The organism is Eikenella sp. NML03-A-027 (assembly GCF_001648395.1).
Taxonomy (GTDB): Bacteria; Pseudomonadota; Gammaproteobacteria; order Burkholderiales; family Neisseriaceae; genus Eikenella; species Eikenella exigua.
This window is the reverse complement of the sequence record NZ_LXSM01000016.1, coordinates 459,007-474,407: the sequence shown is the minus strand read 5'-3', so window position 1 is coordinate 474,407 and position 15,401 is coordinate 459,007. Positions and strand designations below refer to the sequence as shown.

Annotated in this window: 15 protein-coding genes and 1 tRNA gene; 7 read left to right on the top strand and 9 right to left on the bottom strand. The window is 52.5% G+C overall.

Annotated elements, in window-relative coordinates:
* Positions 1 to 144 precede the first annotated feature (144 nt).
* The 5 genes from A7P96_RS07800 (at position 145) to A7P96_RS07780 (ending at position 3,552) form a co-directional block, all read left to right on the top strand.
* Positions 145 to 1,884 (top strand): M61 family metallopeptidase, encoded by a 1,740-nt coding sequence (locus A7P96_RS07800; protein WP_067526044.1) that lies wholly within the window; start codon positions 145 to 147, stop codon positions 1,882 to 1,884.
* Positions 1,885 to 2,146: 262 nt separating this feature from the next.
* Positions 2,147 to 2,449, top strand: a complete 303-nt coding sequence (locus A7P96_RS07795; protein WP_067439019.1) for an integration host factor subunit alpha — start codon at positions 2,147 to 2,149, stop codon at positions 2,447 to 2,449.
* Positions 2,433 to 2,777 (top strand): hypothetical protein, encoded by a 345-nt coding sequence (locus A7P96_RS07790; protein ID WP_067526043.1) that lies wholly within the window; start codon positions 2,433 to 2,435, stop codon positions 2,775 to 2,777. The genes A7P96_RS07795 and A7P96_RS07790 overlap by 17 nt, the downstream gene beginning before the upstream one ends.
* 19 nt (positions 2,778 to 2,796) lie before the next feature.
* Positions 2,797 to 2,873: transfer RNA gene (locus A7P96_RS07785), tRNA-Pro, on the top strand.
* Positions 2,874 to 3,306: 433 nt separating this feature from the next.
* Positions 3,307 to 3,552, top strand: a complete 246-nt coding sequence (locus A7P96_RS07780) for a hypothetical protein (protein ID WP_067526042.1) — start codon at positions 3,307 to 3,309, stop codon at positions 3,550 to 3,552.
* Between the two features lie 129 nt (positions 3,553 to 3,681).
* On the opposite strand, the gene A7P96_RS07775 is transcribed toward A7P96_RS07780, so the two are convergent.
* The 8 genes from A7P96_RS07775 to A7P96_RS07740 form a co-directional block, all read right to left on the bottom strand.
* Positions 3,682 to 4,458 (bottom strand): ferredoxin--NADP reductase, encoded by a 777-nt coding sequence (locus A7P96_RS07775; protein WP_067526039.1) that lies wholly within the window; start codon positions 4,456 to 4,458, stop codon positions 3,682 to 3,684.
* A 203-nt stretch (positions 4,459 to 4,661) separates the two neighbouring features.
* Complete coding sequence (locus tag A7P96_RS07770) at positions 4,662 to 5,306, bottom strand: thermonuclease family protein (RefSeq protein ID WP_082887963.1); 645 nt, start codon at positions 5,304 to 5,306, stop codon at positions 4,662 to 4,664.
* A gap of 4 nt (positions 5,307 to 5,310) precedes the next feature.
* A complete protein-coding gene (gene rdgB, locus A7P96_RS07765) occupies positions 5,311 to 5,904 on the bottom strand; it encodes an RdgB/HAM1 family non-canonical purine NTP pyrophosphatase (RefSeq protein ID WP_067439028.1) in 594 nt (197 codons plus the stop codon).
* Entirely contained in the window at positions 5,901 to 6,170 is a 270-nt protein-coding gene (locus A7P96_RS07760) for an NGO_0222 family membrane protein (protein WP_067526037.1), read from the bottom strand. Before A7P96_RS07760 ends, rdgB begins: the two co-directional genes overlap by 4 nt.
* A gap of 361 nt (positions 6,171 to 6,531) precedes the next feature.
* Complete coding sequence (locus A7P96_RS07755; RefSeq protein WP_082887944.1) at positions 6,532 to 7,230, bottom strand: LemA family protein; 699 nt, start codon at positions 7,228 to 7,230, stop codon at positions 6,532 to 6,534.
* A gap of 257 nt (positions 7,231 to 7,487) precedes the next feature.
* Positions 7,488 to 8,615: an outer membrane protein assembly factor BamC gene (gene bamC / locus A7P96_RS07750; protein ID WP_067526035.1), complete on the bottom strand. Its 1,128-nt coding sequence runs from the start codon at positions 8,613 to 8,615 to the stop codon at positions 7,488 to 7,490.
* Between the two features lie 42 nt (positions 8,616 to 8,657).
* Positions 8,658 to 9,533, bottom strand: coding sequence for a 4-hydroxy-tetrahydrodipicolinate synthase (gene dapA / locus A7P96_RS07745; protein WP_023886465.1), 876 nt, complete (start codon positions 9,531 to 9,533; stop codon positions 8,658 to 8,660).
* Between the two features lie 417 nt (positions 9,534 to 9,950).
* A complete protein-coding gene (locus A7P96_RS07740) occupies positions 9,951 to 11,681 on the bottom strand; it encodes an ABC transporter ATP-binding protein/permease (RefSeq protein WP_067526033.1) in 1,731 nt (576 codons plus the stop codon).
* A 229-nt stretch (positions 11,682 to 11,910) separates the two neighbouring features.
* Between A7P96_RS07740 and A7P96_RS07735 the strand changes: the two genes are divergently transcribed.
* A complete protein-coding gene (locus A7P96_RS07735; RefSeq protein WP_049258466.1) occupies positions 11,911 to 12,156 on the top strand; it encodes a CsbD family protein in 246 nt (81 codons plus the stop codon).
* A gap of 99 nt (positions 12,157 to 12,255) precedes the next feature.
* Here the strand turns inward: A7P96_RS07735 and A7P96_RS07730 are convergent, their stop codons facing one another.
* Complete coding sequence (locus A7P96_RS07730) at positions 12,256 to 14,481, bottom strand: TonB-dependent siderophore receptor (RefSeq protein WP_067526029.1); 2,226 nt, start codon at positions 14,479 to 14,481, stop codon at positions 12,256 to 12,258.
* A gap of 324 nt (positions 14,482 to 14,805) precedes the next feature.
* On the opposite strand from A7P96_RS07730, the gene A7P96_RS07725 reads away from it, so the two are divergent.
* Positions 14,806 to 15,312 carry a disulfide bond formation protein B gene (locus A7P96_RS07725; protein ID WP_067526028.1) on the top strand — a complete coding sequence of 169 codons (507 nt, stop codon included), beginning with the start codon at positions 14,806 to 14,808 and terminating at the stop codon, positions 15,310 to 15,312.
* Positions 15,313 to 15,401 lie beyond the last annotated feature (89 nt).

The window sequence follows — 15,401 nt, the reverse complement described above, 5'->3', positions numbered from 1 at the left end:
TTCTCTATATTGAAAGATAGCTGTACTCTCCTTTAATACTGGTATTGCATGTAACTTAAACAGTATATAAAGCAAATTTTCATTTTTAACAAAACAGGTTTCCTGAAAAAGCTGTATCCCATTCAGTTCTAGCGAAACAAGCAAATGCTCCACTACACCATTACTCCCTTGCCTGAACAGCATCTCTTCCGCGTCTGCCTGCGTTTCAGCCACTGCGGCAGCCAAGCCGTCCGCCTTACCCTGCCCAACTGGGTGCCCGGTAGCTATATGATTCGCGAGTTTGCCCGGCACATCGTCCGTATTGAAGCCAGCTGTAACGGCCAAACTGCCAACTTACAAGCCGTCAGCAAAAATATCTGGCAGGCCGAAGAAAACACACCCGGCGATTGGCTCATTGAATACGACGTTTATGCCTTCGATCTCTCCGTACGCGGCTGCTATTTAGATAGCGAACGCGCCTTCTTCGACGGCGCCGCCCTGTTTTTTCAGGTAGCCTCACACACCGAAGAGCCACACCAAGTCGAACTCTGTTTCCCCAGCCAATGGCAAACCGCCACCGCCCTGCCCAGACTGGATAACCATCTCTACCAAGCAAACAACTACCGTCATCTTATCGATTGCCCGCTTGAATCCGGCACCCTCGAAATTCTCGAATTCACCGCTGCCGGCATTCCACATCGCATCGTCCTCAGCGGCCACTACCCCGACTTCGACCGTCAACGCCTGCTGGCCGACACCCAAGCCATCTGCACCGCCCAACTCCAATTCTTCCCCAACCCCGCCCCATTTACGCACTACACCTTCTTGCTGCACCTGGGCGATCACGTCTACGGCGGCCTCGAGCACACATCATCCACCGCCCTGCTCGCCGATCGTAGCTGGCTACCTGAAAATAATCTTGTCGAAGCCTCTGCCAACTACACCCAGCTGCTCGGCCTGATTTCCCACGAATACTTCCATGCCTGGAACGTCAAATCCATCAAACCCGCCGCCCTCGCCCAATCTGATCTCAACCAAGAAGCCTACACCGAGCTTTTATGGGCATTCGAAGGCATCACCTCCTATTACGACAACCTATTCCTCGTGCGTAGCGGTTGTATCAGCCCCACCGCCTATCTCGAGCTCTTAGCCAAAACCATCACCCGAGTACACCGCAATCCCGGACACCGCCTGCAAACCCTAGCCCAATCCAGCTTCCACGCCTGGGACAAATACTATAAGCAAAACGAGAACAGTCCCAATGTCATTACCAGCTACTACCAGCAAGGCACCCTCGCCGCCCTTTGCCTCGACCTGTATATACGCAAGCAAAGCTGGCATAGTCTCGACAGCATCATGCAAGCCCTCTATCAGGACTGGCTAACCAGAAAACAACCCCTGCACGAAACCGAATGGGAAGAGCTTGCCCAAACCATCACTGGCCTCGACTTACGTAGCCTGTTTAACCAACTCATCCGCAGCACCCAAGCCCTGCCTTTCGAAACCGCCCTCGCCCACGCTGGCTTGCGCCTGCATTGGTTGCCCTTGCCACCCTCGCACAACGGCGGCTGCGGGCTGTTACCCCCTACTCTGCCAGCCAACGACTTCGGTGCCCGCTTCCAGCAAAACAGCAGCGACATCACCCTAAGCCACGTACTCAACGGCGGCAGCGCCGAACAAGCAGGCCTTGCTGCAGGCGACCGCATCATTGCCATCAACGGCTATGCTGCCAATGACTTCGCCGTCCAATGGCAGCAGCAGAAAGCCAGCAGCCAAGCCAAATTGCACTACTTCCGATACGGCGTGTTGTATCACACCTCTGCCACTGTACGGCTTGCCGCCGCCAACACCGCCTGGCTTACTATCGAAAATCCAGTCGCACTACAAACCTGGCTGCAAATATAGCCAAAGCACTGGTTTTCTTCCTACTGCGTTAGCTCGCATTGTAGAAAAAATGAGCTTTGGCCATATCAAAGCACAGCCATTTTTCAGGTAGCCTTTTTGGAACAGCTGCCAGTGAAATCCACTGTTTATAGGCATAATGAACAAATTGCCACATAATCTGTCGTCTCATTTCACAGATTTTTCCGCATGTAGCAGCATTCACTTGATTTCTAAAAAGTAATTAGCGATAATCCTCAACTTAGTAACTTTAGAGGTAAACTCAATGACACTCACTAAAGCAGAATTGGCCAATATTCTGGTAGAAAAAGTCAGCAATATTAGCAAGAGCGATGCAAAAGAAATCGTTGAACTCTTCTTCGAAGAGATCCGCGCCACTTTAGAACGCGGTGAGGAAATCAAAATTTCCGGCTTCGGCAACTTCCAACTGCGTGACAAACCGCAACGCCCTGGCCGCAATCCCAAAACCGGCAAAGAAGTTCCGATTACCGCTCGCCGAGTGGTAACCTTCCACGCCAGCCAAAAACTCAAAGGCATGGTGGAACACCACTATGGTAAACAAAACTGAACGCGCCTTACCGCCCATTCCGGTTAAACGCTACTTCAGCCTGGAAGAATTGTGCTATCTAGCCGATATCCAGCCCGAACAATTCTTCCAATGGCAGCAAGATAACGGCGTAGTGATCGGCCATGGCGGCAACCAATACACCCGGCAAGATGTGGTGAAGATCCGTAAATTAAGCGGCAGTTTCCCCACCTACATCGACCGTTTCAATCTAAACGGCCACGACAGCCTAAATCGCCCCGCTGCCACTGCTGAAGAAGTTTGGCAGGATTTGCAGGTAATTTTAGAAAAAATCGAAGCAATCCTTGCCAAGCCGCAAAAAACAGCTTAGAATCATTCCTTTCGGAAGTCGGAGTGTGGCGCAGTCTGGTAGCGCACTTGCATGGGGTGCAAGGGGTCGAAGGTTCGAATCCTTTCACTCCGACCAAAAATCCAAAGGCTTAACTAAAATAGTTAAGCTTTTTCTTATATATTTATCATACAACGTTGCATCTTCCCATATGCCTGAGCAGCTTAAGCTTATACTCGCCAACTCACATCACAAAGTATGTGAATCCGCTACGAAGGCCGCCTGAAAGCAAAGCTTAAACAAAATAAAAACAAGTAAAACAAGTCCCGCTAAATTTCTCAAGTTCTCCCCTTCTATGTCTGATAAAACATGAAGACTCCAGTCGACGTCTACTAACACTACTGCACCGATTCCCACACCAAACTGCCCTCTTGGCTAGACAGTAATAACGAAGAATTACGTTATGCTGTAGGTGTCTACAATTTCTACCTATCCGCGAGCTACCTGTAATTTAATCGAAAACTTTCTTGTTCACTAGCTGGACAACCCTGATCATGAAACTGCATCTTGGGTGCAGTTTTCATTCAAGCAACATATCCCACCCTACACCAATTTTGCTATTTGCTCTACTTTACTGCACTTGCTCGACAGCGTACCGACAAGCAACCTGTTCTACTACGACATCACCGCCAACCTGATTACATGCGGTGAATCCATCGTGCTGCCTTTACTGGTGCGGGATGAATCGATAACCATATTGCTGATACGCTGGAAAACAGCACTGATTCTGTATTTGCCAAAAGCAGACAGCAGCTGATAGAGAGCCCATTTCTCACACAAGGCAGCAATCCATCCGTCCTCAAAGGCTACCGGAAATTTTAGCTTCGCAGAAACTTCGCCTCGCTGCGTTTTCAGGTAGCCTTTTCTTCACTAAAATACTCAAACTTTATTGGTCTACAAACGCGCGCTCAATCAGATAATCGCCGCGCTGCCCCATTTTGGGCGACACAGTTAAGCCAAAGCTGTTGAGCACATCACTGGTGTCTTTGAGCATGGCCGGGCTGCCACACAGCATAGCACGGTCGTCTTGTGGGTTAATCGGTGGCAGACCGATATCTTCGAACAGTTTGCCGCTCCGCATCAAATCGGTGAGACGACCTTGATGTTGAAATTCCTCACGAGAAATAATTGGGTAGTAAATCAGTTTCTCACGAATCATTTCACCCAGGTATTCGTGATTAGGCAGCTCTTGGGTGAAGCGATCGTAGTAGGCGAGGTCTTTTTTATAGCGCACACCGTGCACGAGAATCACTTTTTCAAACTGCTCATACACTTCCGGATCTTTGGTGATGCTTAAAAACGGGGCAATACCAGTGCCGGTTGAGAGCAAATAGAGATGTTTACCAGGGTTTAAATCACCACAAATCAGGGTGCCGGTGGGCTTTTTGCTGATGAGCACTTCGTCGCCAACTTTGAGGTGCTGCAGGCGGCTGGTGAGCGGGCCATCTGGCACTTTAATGCTGAAAAATTCGAGATGCTCTTCCCAGTTGGCGGAAGCCACGCTGTAGGCACGCATCAGAGGTTTGCCGTCCACCAGCAGGCCGACCATGACGAATTGGCCGTTTTCAAAGCGCAGGCTGTCGTCGCGGGTGCAGGTGAAGGTGAAATAGGCGTCAGTCCAGTGGTGTACGGACAGGACTTTTTGTGTGTTGAAGGCTGCCATATTGTCTTTCTGAATAAAGTTAACCCGCACGGCGGCGGAAAAATTTGTAAATTATAGCATTGTGTTGGCAGGGATAGGTGGTTTTATTGCGAACGATTTTGATTAAGCAGATGCCTGGTTTTGGCAAAGCTTATTCCATCCGTTTTTACTTTGTTGCAACCTCGTTTTAGCTTCGTTGAGGCTCACATTTTCAGGTGGCCTTTTCAATGCCAATACTGTTGTGGCTGCCGATGACGAAACTGCCACGGTGCCTGTGGAGAAGCTTGCCGCCACAGACCGAGCCGCTGGTTTTTGGCTTGTGCTTCAGCTTCGGCATAGGCAGCATATTCGGCCTCGCTCTGCCATTCGCGGGCGTAGCGGCGATAGTGCCAGGCGCAGCCGTCGGCCACCTGCTGTCGGTTGATATCCTGGCCATTTAGGCGGATTTGTGCCACTTTGCGGCCGTAGCGGTCGGTATCCACGATTTCGGCCTGTACTTGTTGATGCAGCACTTGTTCGGCCAAACGGTCGCGGCAGGCTTTGCCCTGGGCTTGCTCCAATTCCGGCGCATCGATGCCGGCAAGGCGGATTTTATGCCGTTGACCGGAGCGGTCTTGCAGATGTAGCGTATCACCGTCCCACGCACGAACCACTTCGCCGCTAATGATGTTGTTCCTGGCAGGTTCGGCACTGGCGGGCAAGGTAGAACAGGCGGCCAGCAGCATAGCGTAGCCGGCCATGCCGATTTTGACGAAACCTGCTGCATTAGTTTTAGCTCCGCAAAAACTCACTGCGTTTGTTTTGGCAAAATTTACTATGTTTATTTTCAGGTAGCCTTTGACCTGCAGAATGGGTAACGGGTGTTTCATGCTGTTAAAATCCGGCACGGATTTTTTCTGCCAGTTGCCGCAAAGCTTGAGCACGGTGGCTAAGTTGGTTTTTGGTGTCTGGTGCAAGCTGGGCGGCAGTTTGCTGCAAATCGGGTAGGTAGAAATGTGGATCGTAGCCGAAGCCGTTGCTCCCGGCGGCCTGTTCCTGCCATTGCCCGTGCCACACACCTTCTGCAATCAGCGGCTGCGGGTCATCGGCGTGGCGCACTAAAACCAGCACGCAAACGTAATACACAGCGCGGTTGGCCTGCGCAGCCAAGTCAGCACTCAGTTTGGCGTTGTTGGCAGCATCAGAACGCAGCTCCTCTCCGGCATAGCGTGCGGAGAGCACGCCCGGTGCGCCGTTTAGGGCAGGCGCGCAAATACCGCTGTCGTCAGCCAGTGCGGGCAAATCGCTATGTCGGCTGGCATGCCGTGCCTTTGCCAGCGCGTTTTCCACAAAACTAACATGCGGTTCCGGGCATTCGGGCACGGCAAAATCCGACTGGGGACATACCTGCCAGCCGAGTTTGACAAACAGAGTGTTGAATTCACGCAATTTTCCAGCGTTGGTACTGGCTAATACTAATTCTTTCACGTTACCTCCTTACCTGTCGGTTGAGCTTCATTTTCTACCTGCTGTGAAACAGCCTGCTGCATCTGTTGGGCGACCAGCTGTTTTTCGCGTAAAAACTTGGCCAACGAAGCCATCTGCCCGGCCATGCACAGGAAGGCGGCCAGGAAACAGGCTACGGCTGCGGCGGTGTATTTCAAAATAAATAACACATTGCCCGCGAGCAGCAACAGGATAAATAGTATCGTGAACAGCGCGGTAAGTTTCAGGTAGCATCTGGTTTTATTCATGGCAATATGCGGTAGAACTAGGAAGATTTAATTGGAATAATTGAATTTCAAGAATTTTATGACTGAAGTAATTATTGCCTATATTAAAAGGCAGCAAGCTGCAGACAATACGGCAATAGTACGGCAAATTGAGCCAACGAATTAGGATAGTAAAGCACCTTAGCTATAGAAATAATAGAACAAAATCACTAATCCAATTTTGATTCTGTTAAATATGGCACTTTCAGGTAGCCTGAATCACTAATTGTTTCAATAAATAAAAGATTAGCTGGATGCTGCTTACCTTATTCCAGTTTCGTGACAGCCCATGTTTTCAGGTAGCCTGAAGGCTACCTGAAAGTGTAAACTACCAATCTTTTATTTATTGCGGCGGAACGTTTGGCTGTTCGGTATCCTGCGATGCCTCATTTTGTACTGACACATCCTGCTGGAGATCCGTCACATCGGGCTTATCGCCATATTGCTGTTTTAGCTGTGATACGCCCTCTTTAGCTGCTCGTGCCGCGTGTTCAGACGCCGATTTAACCGCCTGTGCGCTGCTGCCAATAATTTTTTGCAAGCATTCGGTATCGTCGCGGGCAAAACTCTGTGCCTGTGCATCAAATTTTTCATCATCGCTGTTGAAATATTCCACCGTGCCAAACGACAGCTTCTGCGCCACCAACACGGCGGGGAAGGAGTTGCGGTAGCTGTTGAAACGGCGCACGCGGTTGTTGTAGCTTTCACGACGCTCGAGAATTTCATTTTCCAAGCGCTCCAACTGCCCCATCAGCTTTTGATAGGTGGCATCAGCTTTCAGTTGCGGAAACGATTGCGCCATAGCCATCATCTGTTGGGTATTGTTAGCCTGAGCTACTTTAAGTTGCGTGATTTGCTCGTGTTCCAAATAGCCGGATGCAATTTCGATAATCTGCCCACTGAGCTGCTGGCGTTTTTTCAAACCAGCCTGCAAATTGGAAAACCCTTCGCGAATGCTCTGCATACTGCTTTGCAAGGTGTTGTAAACCTTAACCAGCCAACCGATGGCAACGGTAACAATAATTAGCAAGAACAAAAGCATGTGTGCAACTCCTGAATGATGGTCGAAAATAAGGAAACGAATGCGGCGTATTGTAACAGTTCTCTATTTGTTTTTGTTTGCCATAAAGGCTTTCCAAGCTGCCTGGCGAGAGGGATAAGGCTACCTGAAAACTATCGGCATAGCTGGATTAAGGAAAAACAGCCTCTTGGATACAACAAACTTTCAGGTAGCCTTGAATACAAACAATACAGAAGCAGCCTTTAATCTGCATTAAAGGCTACTTTCTCATTGTGCCATCAGCGCAGTTCGTTATACAGGCGGCTCAGCCAAGTTTGTGCATCCGCGCCTTGGTAGGGGCTGCCGTCTTTGTTGGATAACACCAATTGGCTGCTGTTATTGCCTTGCGGCTGCACAGCCACCACAAATTCAGGCTGTGCCTGCGGTTCGGCAGGTTTGCTGCTGCGGCCGAATAGGCGGCTGAAGAAGCCGGGTTTCTCGGTGCGCACGGCTTTCCCTTCGGCAGGAGCCACCTGAACCAAATAGGCTTGGCGTTGGGTGTTTTGGGCAGTAACGCTCAGGCCGATGCGGTCGAGCGCAAGGCCGACACGACGCCAATTGCGGGCTTGATTACCGCGCAAAATCAGGCGGCCTTTTTCCAGGCTGGCCAAATCGCCGTTGCGCGGGGCGGCAGCCTGCCGCTGTTTCAGCGCTTGCTCAATTTGTTGTTCGTCGGCACCTAAATACTGCATGAAGCGGCCGAGCAGCGTAGCTTCTAAAGCGGTATCGCGCTGTGAAGGCTGCCACATGGTGGTGTCTTTGTTGTGGTCGGCGTAGGTTTCCTTCATACCGCGGTGGGTGAAGAATACATCGGTACCGCCTTTGCTGTTGCGCTCGAGGCGGATGGTGAATTTGTCGCGCTCGCCGGTGGAATATACACCGCCCAAGCCGACGCGTTCAAACAGGCGGCGCAGGCCGTCTTGCGGCAGTTTGGCGCGGTTTTCCGCCCAATCGGTTTCCATCAGGCCGATACCCGGCTCTTCACGGGCAATCACGAAGCCCTGCTCTTGCCAGAAAGCGTGCAAGAGCGGCCACACTTCGGCCGGGTTTTTGTTGGCAATATTCAGCCAACGCTCACCACCTTCTCGCTGCATGGTGATGTTTTTCACCTCAGCCAACACCGGCGAACCCGCTTTATTGGCAGCAGCCTGCTGGCTGCGGGCAACATCGCTGGCTCGTACCGATCCGCCGGCGGGCAGGTTGTATACATTGCCTTGCGAAGGGTTGTCTAAATCGGGCGGTACTTCCAAGCTCACCACTTTGCGGTTTTCAGTTTGGTAGTCCAGCTTTGGCGTTTCGGTTTTAGTAGCGCAACCGGCCACCAGGCTGGCCATCAACAAGGCGGCGGGCAGTTTGAATACGTTCATGCAGCTATGTCCTTCAGGGTTGAAACTTGTAATTAAATCCAATTAAATCAGTTGCAGTTTTTGCAATGCAGCGCTCACTCGTGCCTGACCGGTTTCGCTCAGGCTGACCATCGGCAGGCGTACAGCACGGCCGCACAAGCCCAGTTTTTCCAGCGCCCATTTCGGCGCGGCCGGGCTGGGCTCACAAAACATTTCTTGATACAACGGCACCAGTTTGGCGTTCAGCGCACGAGCTTCAGCCAGATTACCGGCCAATGCGGCACGGCACATATCGGCAAACAGTTTGGGCGCCACGTTACCGGCCACAGTAATCACACCGTGTGCGCCGCACAGCATGGCGGCCATACCGGTGGGATCGTCGCCAGAATAGATGGCAAAATCTTCAGGCACGCGGTTAATCAGATCCACCATGCGGCCAATGTCGCCACTGGCCTCTTTGATGCCGATGATGTTGGGGATTTCAGCCAAACGCAGCACGGTGTCGTTGTTCATGTTGACCACAGTGCGGCCAGGCACGTTGTACACAATCATCGGAATATCCGCCGCTTCGGCAATAGCAGCGAAGTGGCGGTAGATGCCTTCCTGCGGCGGTTTGTTGTAGTACGGCACCACAGACAGCGTGGCATACGCGCCGGAGCCAACTGCCGCACGAGACAGCTCGATGGCTTCGCTGGTGCTGTTCACACCGGTACCGGCAATCACCGGAATGCGGCCGTCGGCAAAGCGGATGGCTGCCTCGATCACTTCAATCTTTTCCGGCACACTGAGCGTGGTGCTCTCGCCGGTGGTACCAACAGCGACAATGGCATCGGTGCCGTTGGCAACATGCCAATCAATCAGGCGTTGGAATTGTTCGTAGTGGACACTGCCATCTTCACGCATCGGAGTGATGATGGCGACAAGACTACCGGTTAGCATGGCTCAACCTTTATTTGGAGGGTGGTCGAAAACGGGGCGATTGTAGCCTATTTTGCCGGCTTGTGCGAAATATTGCATAGATTAAAACTTGCTTGCCGGAATTGTCTCCCAAGTGCTAGCAATATGGATCTAGCAAACAGATTGAGTATGATAAATGAAGGCATTAACTGCTTTCAGGTAGCCTCCACTAGGCAGCCATCACTGAGAAAATTTGGGCAACCGACTATATTCTTGCTCTTAGTAAACCAGCAGCCATTCGCTGAAAGCTAGCCAGAAACAAGATTCCAACGCGGTTAAAACGAGCGTAATAGTGGAGTTCGCCAGACTTTAAAAGAAATCGGTAAAACCAAATATCGTTACAACAATGCCGAACCACGGCAATAGAAAGGCTACCTGAAATTTCAGGTAGCCTTTGTTTCAAGTGGTGCCCTCTGCCTCGCAACCCGCCATTTCCCCTTCCATAAATCCAGCCAAATCCACCCTTCGCTCAAACAGTTCCTGAATCCGTGCCTGATGGCTGATACCGATGCACAAGACATCCGGCAAGCATTGGCGCAGAGTGTGCATGAGTTCGGCGGCGGAAGTGTCGTCCAGCTGGTTGGTGGCTTCGTCCAGAAACAATACATCGGGGCGATGCAGCAAGGCGCGGGCAAGGCTGAGGCGCTGCTGTTCGCCACCAGAGAGGATATTGTGCCACTCGTGTTCGGCATCGGGATCGAGCGCGGCCAGACGCGGCAGGCCGGTTTGCTTCAATACTTGGGCGATGGCGGCATTATCAGGTGCGGCAGCGTATGGGTAGGCGAGCACGTTGCGCAGGCTGTCGTGCGGCAGATAGGGGCGTTGCGGCAGAAACAGGCTGCGGCCTTGGATGGCGAAACGGCCTTGGTAATACGGCCACAGTTCGGCCAGCGTGCGCAGCAGGGTGGATTTGCCGATGCCGCTTCTGCCTTCGAGCAGCAGCCATTCGGGGGCGCGGGCGGCGAGCGAGAGGCCGTGCAGTAGGGTGCGGCCGTCTGCGGTGTGGAGGGTAAGGCTGTCTGATTTGAGTGCGGCGGTTTGGCCGGATTCGCCGTCGCTATCATGTGCGGGCTGCTTTTGCGGCACATCGTCCAGCGTATTCAGGGCTACCTGAAAACCGTCCAGACGTTCCACCACGGATGCCCATTCGATGATGCGTTTGTAGTAATCCATAAACCAGCCGAAGCCGTCCTGCACGTTGGAAAATGCGCTGCGAGCCTTCATCATGTCGCCGAAAGTGAGGGTATGCGCCAGATACATGGGCAGGGTGGCGATAATGGGGATAAACATGGAGAGGCGCAGATAGGCGGCGGAAAAGGTTTCCAGACGCAGTTCGCGGCCGATGAGCTCGCGCCAGTTGCGGCGAACGGCTTCAAAGCGGCGGTTCAGGCGGATTTGTTCGGCAGCTTCGCCGAGATACAGGGCGATTTGCTCGGCGTGGTCGCGCACGCGCAGGAGGGTGGCGCGGTAGTCGGCTTCGCGGTGCTGGCGTTCCACGTTGAGCGGCTGGAGCTTGCGGCCGATCAGATGGGTGAGCAGCGTGCAGGCTGCCGAATAGGCCAGCGCCACCCACACCAGATAGCCGTGCACGGTGATGTTTTGCCCGAAGATTTTGAAGGTTTGCACACCGGATAGCTGCCACAAAATCACCACGAATGCGCCGAGTTTGGCGGCGTTCATGATGAAATATTTGAACAAATCGATGCTTTTTTCCGAGAGCAGGAAGATGTCTTCGGCAATGCGCTGGTCGGGGTTGTCCGGCCCGCCGCCGTGTTGCAGCTGCAGTCGGTAGTGGCGGCTGCGGCCAAGCCATTGCCGCTGGAACTGCTGCGTAAGGTGGCTGCGCCAGCGGAACAGCAGGATTTTGCGCAACCAGTTGCCGAAGGCGACCAAGGCGGTCACCAAGGTGATATACAGCAGATATTCGCCGGCCAACGCTGGCATGGCGGCGCTGTCGAAGGCGGCAAGCGCATCGTAAAACGTTTTGTTCCAATCGGTAATCAGCACGCTAACGCGCACGATGGCGAGCGAACAGCCGACCACGGCAGCCAAAAGCAGCCATTCGCGCCATTGGCTTTTGGCAAACCAAAACGGGGCGGCAAGACGGAGGAAACGGCGGAGAGTTTTCACAGGGCTACCTGAAAATGGGATATGGATATAGTGAATTAAAATAAGAATGCTACTGCGTTGGCTCGCCTTGCCGTATTGCTCATACTGTCTGCGGCTCGCCGCCTTGTCCCATTCTTATTTTAATCCACTATAATATTGGATGGTAAAGCAAGGTTAATCGGTTTTACTTGCAAAGCAAAAAAGGTTTATAGTTTCAACTCTTAATAGCACACAACCCAGGAGTATTTTTATGAGCAATTTCGACGATATCGTAGGCAAAGTGAAAAAAGAAGTGGGCGATGCCATCGGCAGCAGCAAACTGCAAGCCGAAGGCCTGATTCAAGAAGGCGTGGGCAAAGCTAAAGAAGCCATTGCCGATGTGGAAAAACAAGCGGCCGATGTGCTGGAAAAAGGCAAAAAATCCGCTGAAGAGCTGATGAGCGAAGCCAAAGGCAAAGCCGAAGGCCTGATCAACGACATCAAAAGCAAGTTCTAACTGAGCAAACGGCACGGCAAACCGCCCTGCCCCACGCCGCCGAACAGAGGCTACCTGAAAATTTTCAGGTAGCCTTTTCTCTTTGCCCGCACGGCGGGATTACAGCTTCCAATCGAATTTCAGCATGATGTTGCGCGGCTCGATCAGATAGTTGTTAATGCCGTTCTGCCGGGTTTTCTGGTTTTCATACACGCGCCGGTCGGTCAGGTTGCTGCCAATCAGGCTGAGCTTCATGTTGTCGTTGAAGCTGTATTGCACATTGGCGTTAAACAGCGCATAACCGCCCTGCTTCACATTGGCCAGGCTGGAGGTTTCGCTTTGTGCCGTTACGCCGCCGCCAATCGTCCATTTGTTTGCCGCACCGGGCAGGCGGTAGCTGGTGTAGAGACGGAACATATGGCGCGGCGTGTGTTTGCTGAAATTGGTGCCCGCAGGAATCGCACCGCGGTTTTCGGCATCCAGATATTTGCTGTTGTTCAGCGTGTAGCCTGCAAACAGCTGCCAATCGTCCGTTAGCTTACCGGAAATTTCCATATCCACGCCGCGGCTGCGCACACGGCCTACCGGCTCGTTATACCAGCGCGACATGATATTGTCGTACACCTGAACGCTGCGGTTTTTCTGCTCGATGTCGAACAAGGCGACGGAAGCATTCAGCTTGCCTTCATACCATTCGCCCTTCCAGCCGATTTCGTAGTTGCTGCCCAATACCGGCGGCAGATAACGATCATAACGGTCTTTGCTGCCGTTGGGCTTGAAGATGCTGGTGTAGCTGGCGTATATGCTGTGATGCGGCGTGATGTCGTAAGTGATGCCGAAATACGGAATAAAACGATGGTGGTTGCGCTCGGTAACACTATCCGGGTCATTATCGACCGCACCGCCGGTGTAGTGATAGTCCACCACAGATTTGGTGGTCATGTTGGTGTAGCGCGTGCCGGCCAAAATGTGCAGCTTTTCTGTGGGGTTGAAACGCGTACCGGCCATTAAGGAATAACTGCGCTCGGTGTTGTCGTAGTCCCATAACATCCACGGTGTGCCGGCATACCAATCCGGCTCGGCCACTTCGTTGCCCCGGAAAGAAGACGGATCGTAAGACCGAAGATGACGGAACTGGCGGCGTTCGCCACCGCCGCTTTTGTGGTTGTAGGTATAGCCGAAGAACACATCGTGTTCCTGCCCCAACAGACGGTATTTGCCGTTCAGATTGGTTTTGATGGTGAACTGCTTTTCGTTGCGGTCATACCGGCCGAGCCAGCCGGAAGGCAGAACGCCGCCGGTTGTCCAGCCTGCATAGGAAGTATTGCCGCTGTAAATGCCGCCGTTGCGTTTCAAAGAATGGTTGTTGTTGTAATTGAGCGTTCCGGTCAGTTTCCAATCATCGGAAAAATAGTGCTCCAATTCAGCAAACAGATTGATTTTACGGGCTCTGTTGCGGCTCCAATCATAGCTGAGGAAGGTGTCACGCGGCAGGCCGGAGTCGCTGCCGTTCACACCCATCGGAATGCCCCAGTCGTCTGGCGTGGATATTTTGCGTTGATACAGCCCGCCCCAAGTGAGCTTGGTATTCTCGCCCAACTGCGCATCCATCACGCCGTATAAGGTGAATGTGTTGCCCGCCGCGCTGTCTTTGAAGCTGCCGTCCCTGCTTGCCACGCCCACCACGCGGCCGCGCAGGGTTTGCGTTTTGTTCAGCGGTCCGGAAACATCAACGGTGGTACGGGCTGTGCCAAAACGGTTAAACAAAACATCGCCTTGTATTTGACGCAATGAGGTCGGGCGTTTGCGCACGGCATTGACCGTACCGCCCGGCTCGCCGTTGGCTTGGGTAAGCCCCGTGGCACCGCGTACCACTTCGATATGATCGTACACTGCCAAATCAGTAGCAGATTGTGCATCGTACATGGGGTTGGCTACTGCGCCGGGTACCACGCTGCTGATGCCGTCTTCCTCAATCTGGTCGATATAGAAACCGCGCGATTGGAAGCGCGCCGTACCGGTATCGCGGATAACGTTGACGCCCGTAGTGGTTTTCAGCGCATCTTCCATGCTGGTGATGCCTTGGTCACTCATCTGCCGTTTGGTAATCACGCTCACTGACTGCGGCGTTTCCTTGGGCGACAGCGAAAGCCCCGTGGTGGTGCGCATGGCAGAAGTGGTGTAGCTGTTTCGGTTTTCGGTGCGGGTGCTGCGGTTGCGGGCGGTGATTTGGATGCTTTCCAATTCGGCGCTGCCGCCTTCATTTTCGGCAGCATTATCGGCCCATGCGGGCGCGGTAGCGGCCAGCAGGGCGGCGATAAAGGTGGGTTTGAACAGGTGTTGCATGATTTTCCTTTGATAAAAAAAGTAAACATAGATAAATTTTCAAGGCGCGATTATAGTCTTTTACAACCTAATACAAATGAATTTGATAATTTTTAACAACAAATAGAGTGCAAATACCATACGCAACGCAAAGAGTTTGGTTGTTGGCCGGATACTCCCTTCTTCGCTGTTGCCGAATAACAATGATGCAGTCTCCTGAAAATGTGTACTTCAAAGCGGCGTATCGGATAAGCTTATTTTTCAGGTAGCCTTTGCCGTTTGGCGTTCTCCGGTGGCGGGCTTATAATAATATCCTTTGTTTTACAAGCCGGATGAAAGCAGATCATGATTGGTTCTTATCGGAAAATCCTGTTGGGCATTTTTGCCGTGGCGGTGGTGTGCACGGCGATGTCGTTGTATATGCAGTATGGGCGGGGTATGGACCCATGTGTGATGTGTATTATCCAGCGAGTGTCGATTATTTTCGTGGGGCTGCTTTCGCTGCTTTCTATGCTGTTGCCGCTGAAACGCCGCTGGGCGCGGACGGTGGCGGCGATGCTGGTGAGTATTCCGGCGCTATGGGGCGGCTGGACAGCCATCAGCCAGCTGCATCTGCAAAGTCTGCCCATAGACCAGCAGCCTTCCTGTGGTGCGCCGTGGACTTTCCGCTTGCAGGGTGCGCCGCTGTTTGATTGGTATGAGCCGATTATCCGCGGCTACGGCCAATGCGGCACAGTGGAATATTTCTTGAGTGTGCCGTTTGCTTGGTGGTCGCTGCTGGCTTGTGCGTTTATCCTGGTCGGCCTATGGAGCGGCTGGTGGGTGATGCGCCATCATGAAATAGCGGAATAGAAGTTTTCAGGTAGTCTGTTTCAACGTGCGGGCTGCCTGAATTTTTTCGGCTTGATTGAATGGAAGGCTGGCTGAACATTTCAGGCAGC

Coding starts and splice junctions, on each gene's coding strand:
- A7P96_RS07800 (WP_067526044.1), top strand. CDS start 145: ATGCTCCACTACACCATTACTCCCTTGCCTGAACAGCATCTCTTCCGC.
- A7P96_RS07795 (WP_067439019.1), top strand. CDS start 2,147: ATGACACTCACTAAAGCAGAATTGGCCAATATTCTGGTAGAAAAAGTC.
- A7P96_RS07790 (WP_067526043.1), top strand. CDS start 2,433: ATGGTAAACAAAACTGAACGCGCCTTACCGCCCATTCCGGTTAAACGC.
- A7P96_RS07775 (WP_067526039.1), bottom strand. CDS start 4,458: ATGGCAGCCTTCAACACACAAAAAGTCCTGTCCGTACACCACTGGACT.
- A7P96_RS07770 (WP_082887963.1), bottom strand. CDS start 5,306: ATGAAACACCCGTTACCCATTCTGCAGGTCAAAGGCTACCTGAAAATA.
- A7P96_RS07760 (WP_067526037.1), bottom strand. CDS start 6,170: ATGAATAAAACCAGATGCTACCTGAAACTTACCGCGCTGTTCACGATA.
- A7P96_RS07755 (WP_082887944.1), bottom strand. CDS start 7,230: ATGCTTTTGTTCTTGCTAATTATTGTTACCGTTGCCATCGGTTGGCTG.
- bamC (WP_067526035.1), bottom strand. CDS start 8,615: ATGAACGTATTCAAACTGCCCGCCGCCTTGTTGATGGCCAGCCTGGTG.
- dapA (WP_023886465.1), bottom strand. CDS start 9,533: ATGCTAACCGGTAGTCTTGTCGCCATCATCACTCCGATGCGTGAAGAT.
- A7P96_RS07735 (WP_049258466.1), top strand. CDS start 11,911: ATGAGCAATTTCGACGATATCGTAGGCAAAGTGAAAAAAGAAGTGGGC.
- A7P96_RS07730 (WP_067526029.1), bottom strand. CDS start 14,481: ATGCAACACCTGTTCAAACCCACCTTTATCGCCGCCCTGCTGGCCGCT.
- A7P96_RS07725 (WP_067526028.1), top strand. CDS start 14,806: ATGATTGGTTCTTATCGGAAAATCCTGTTGGGCATTTTTGCCGTGGCG.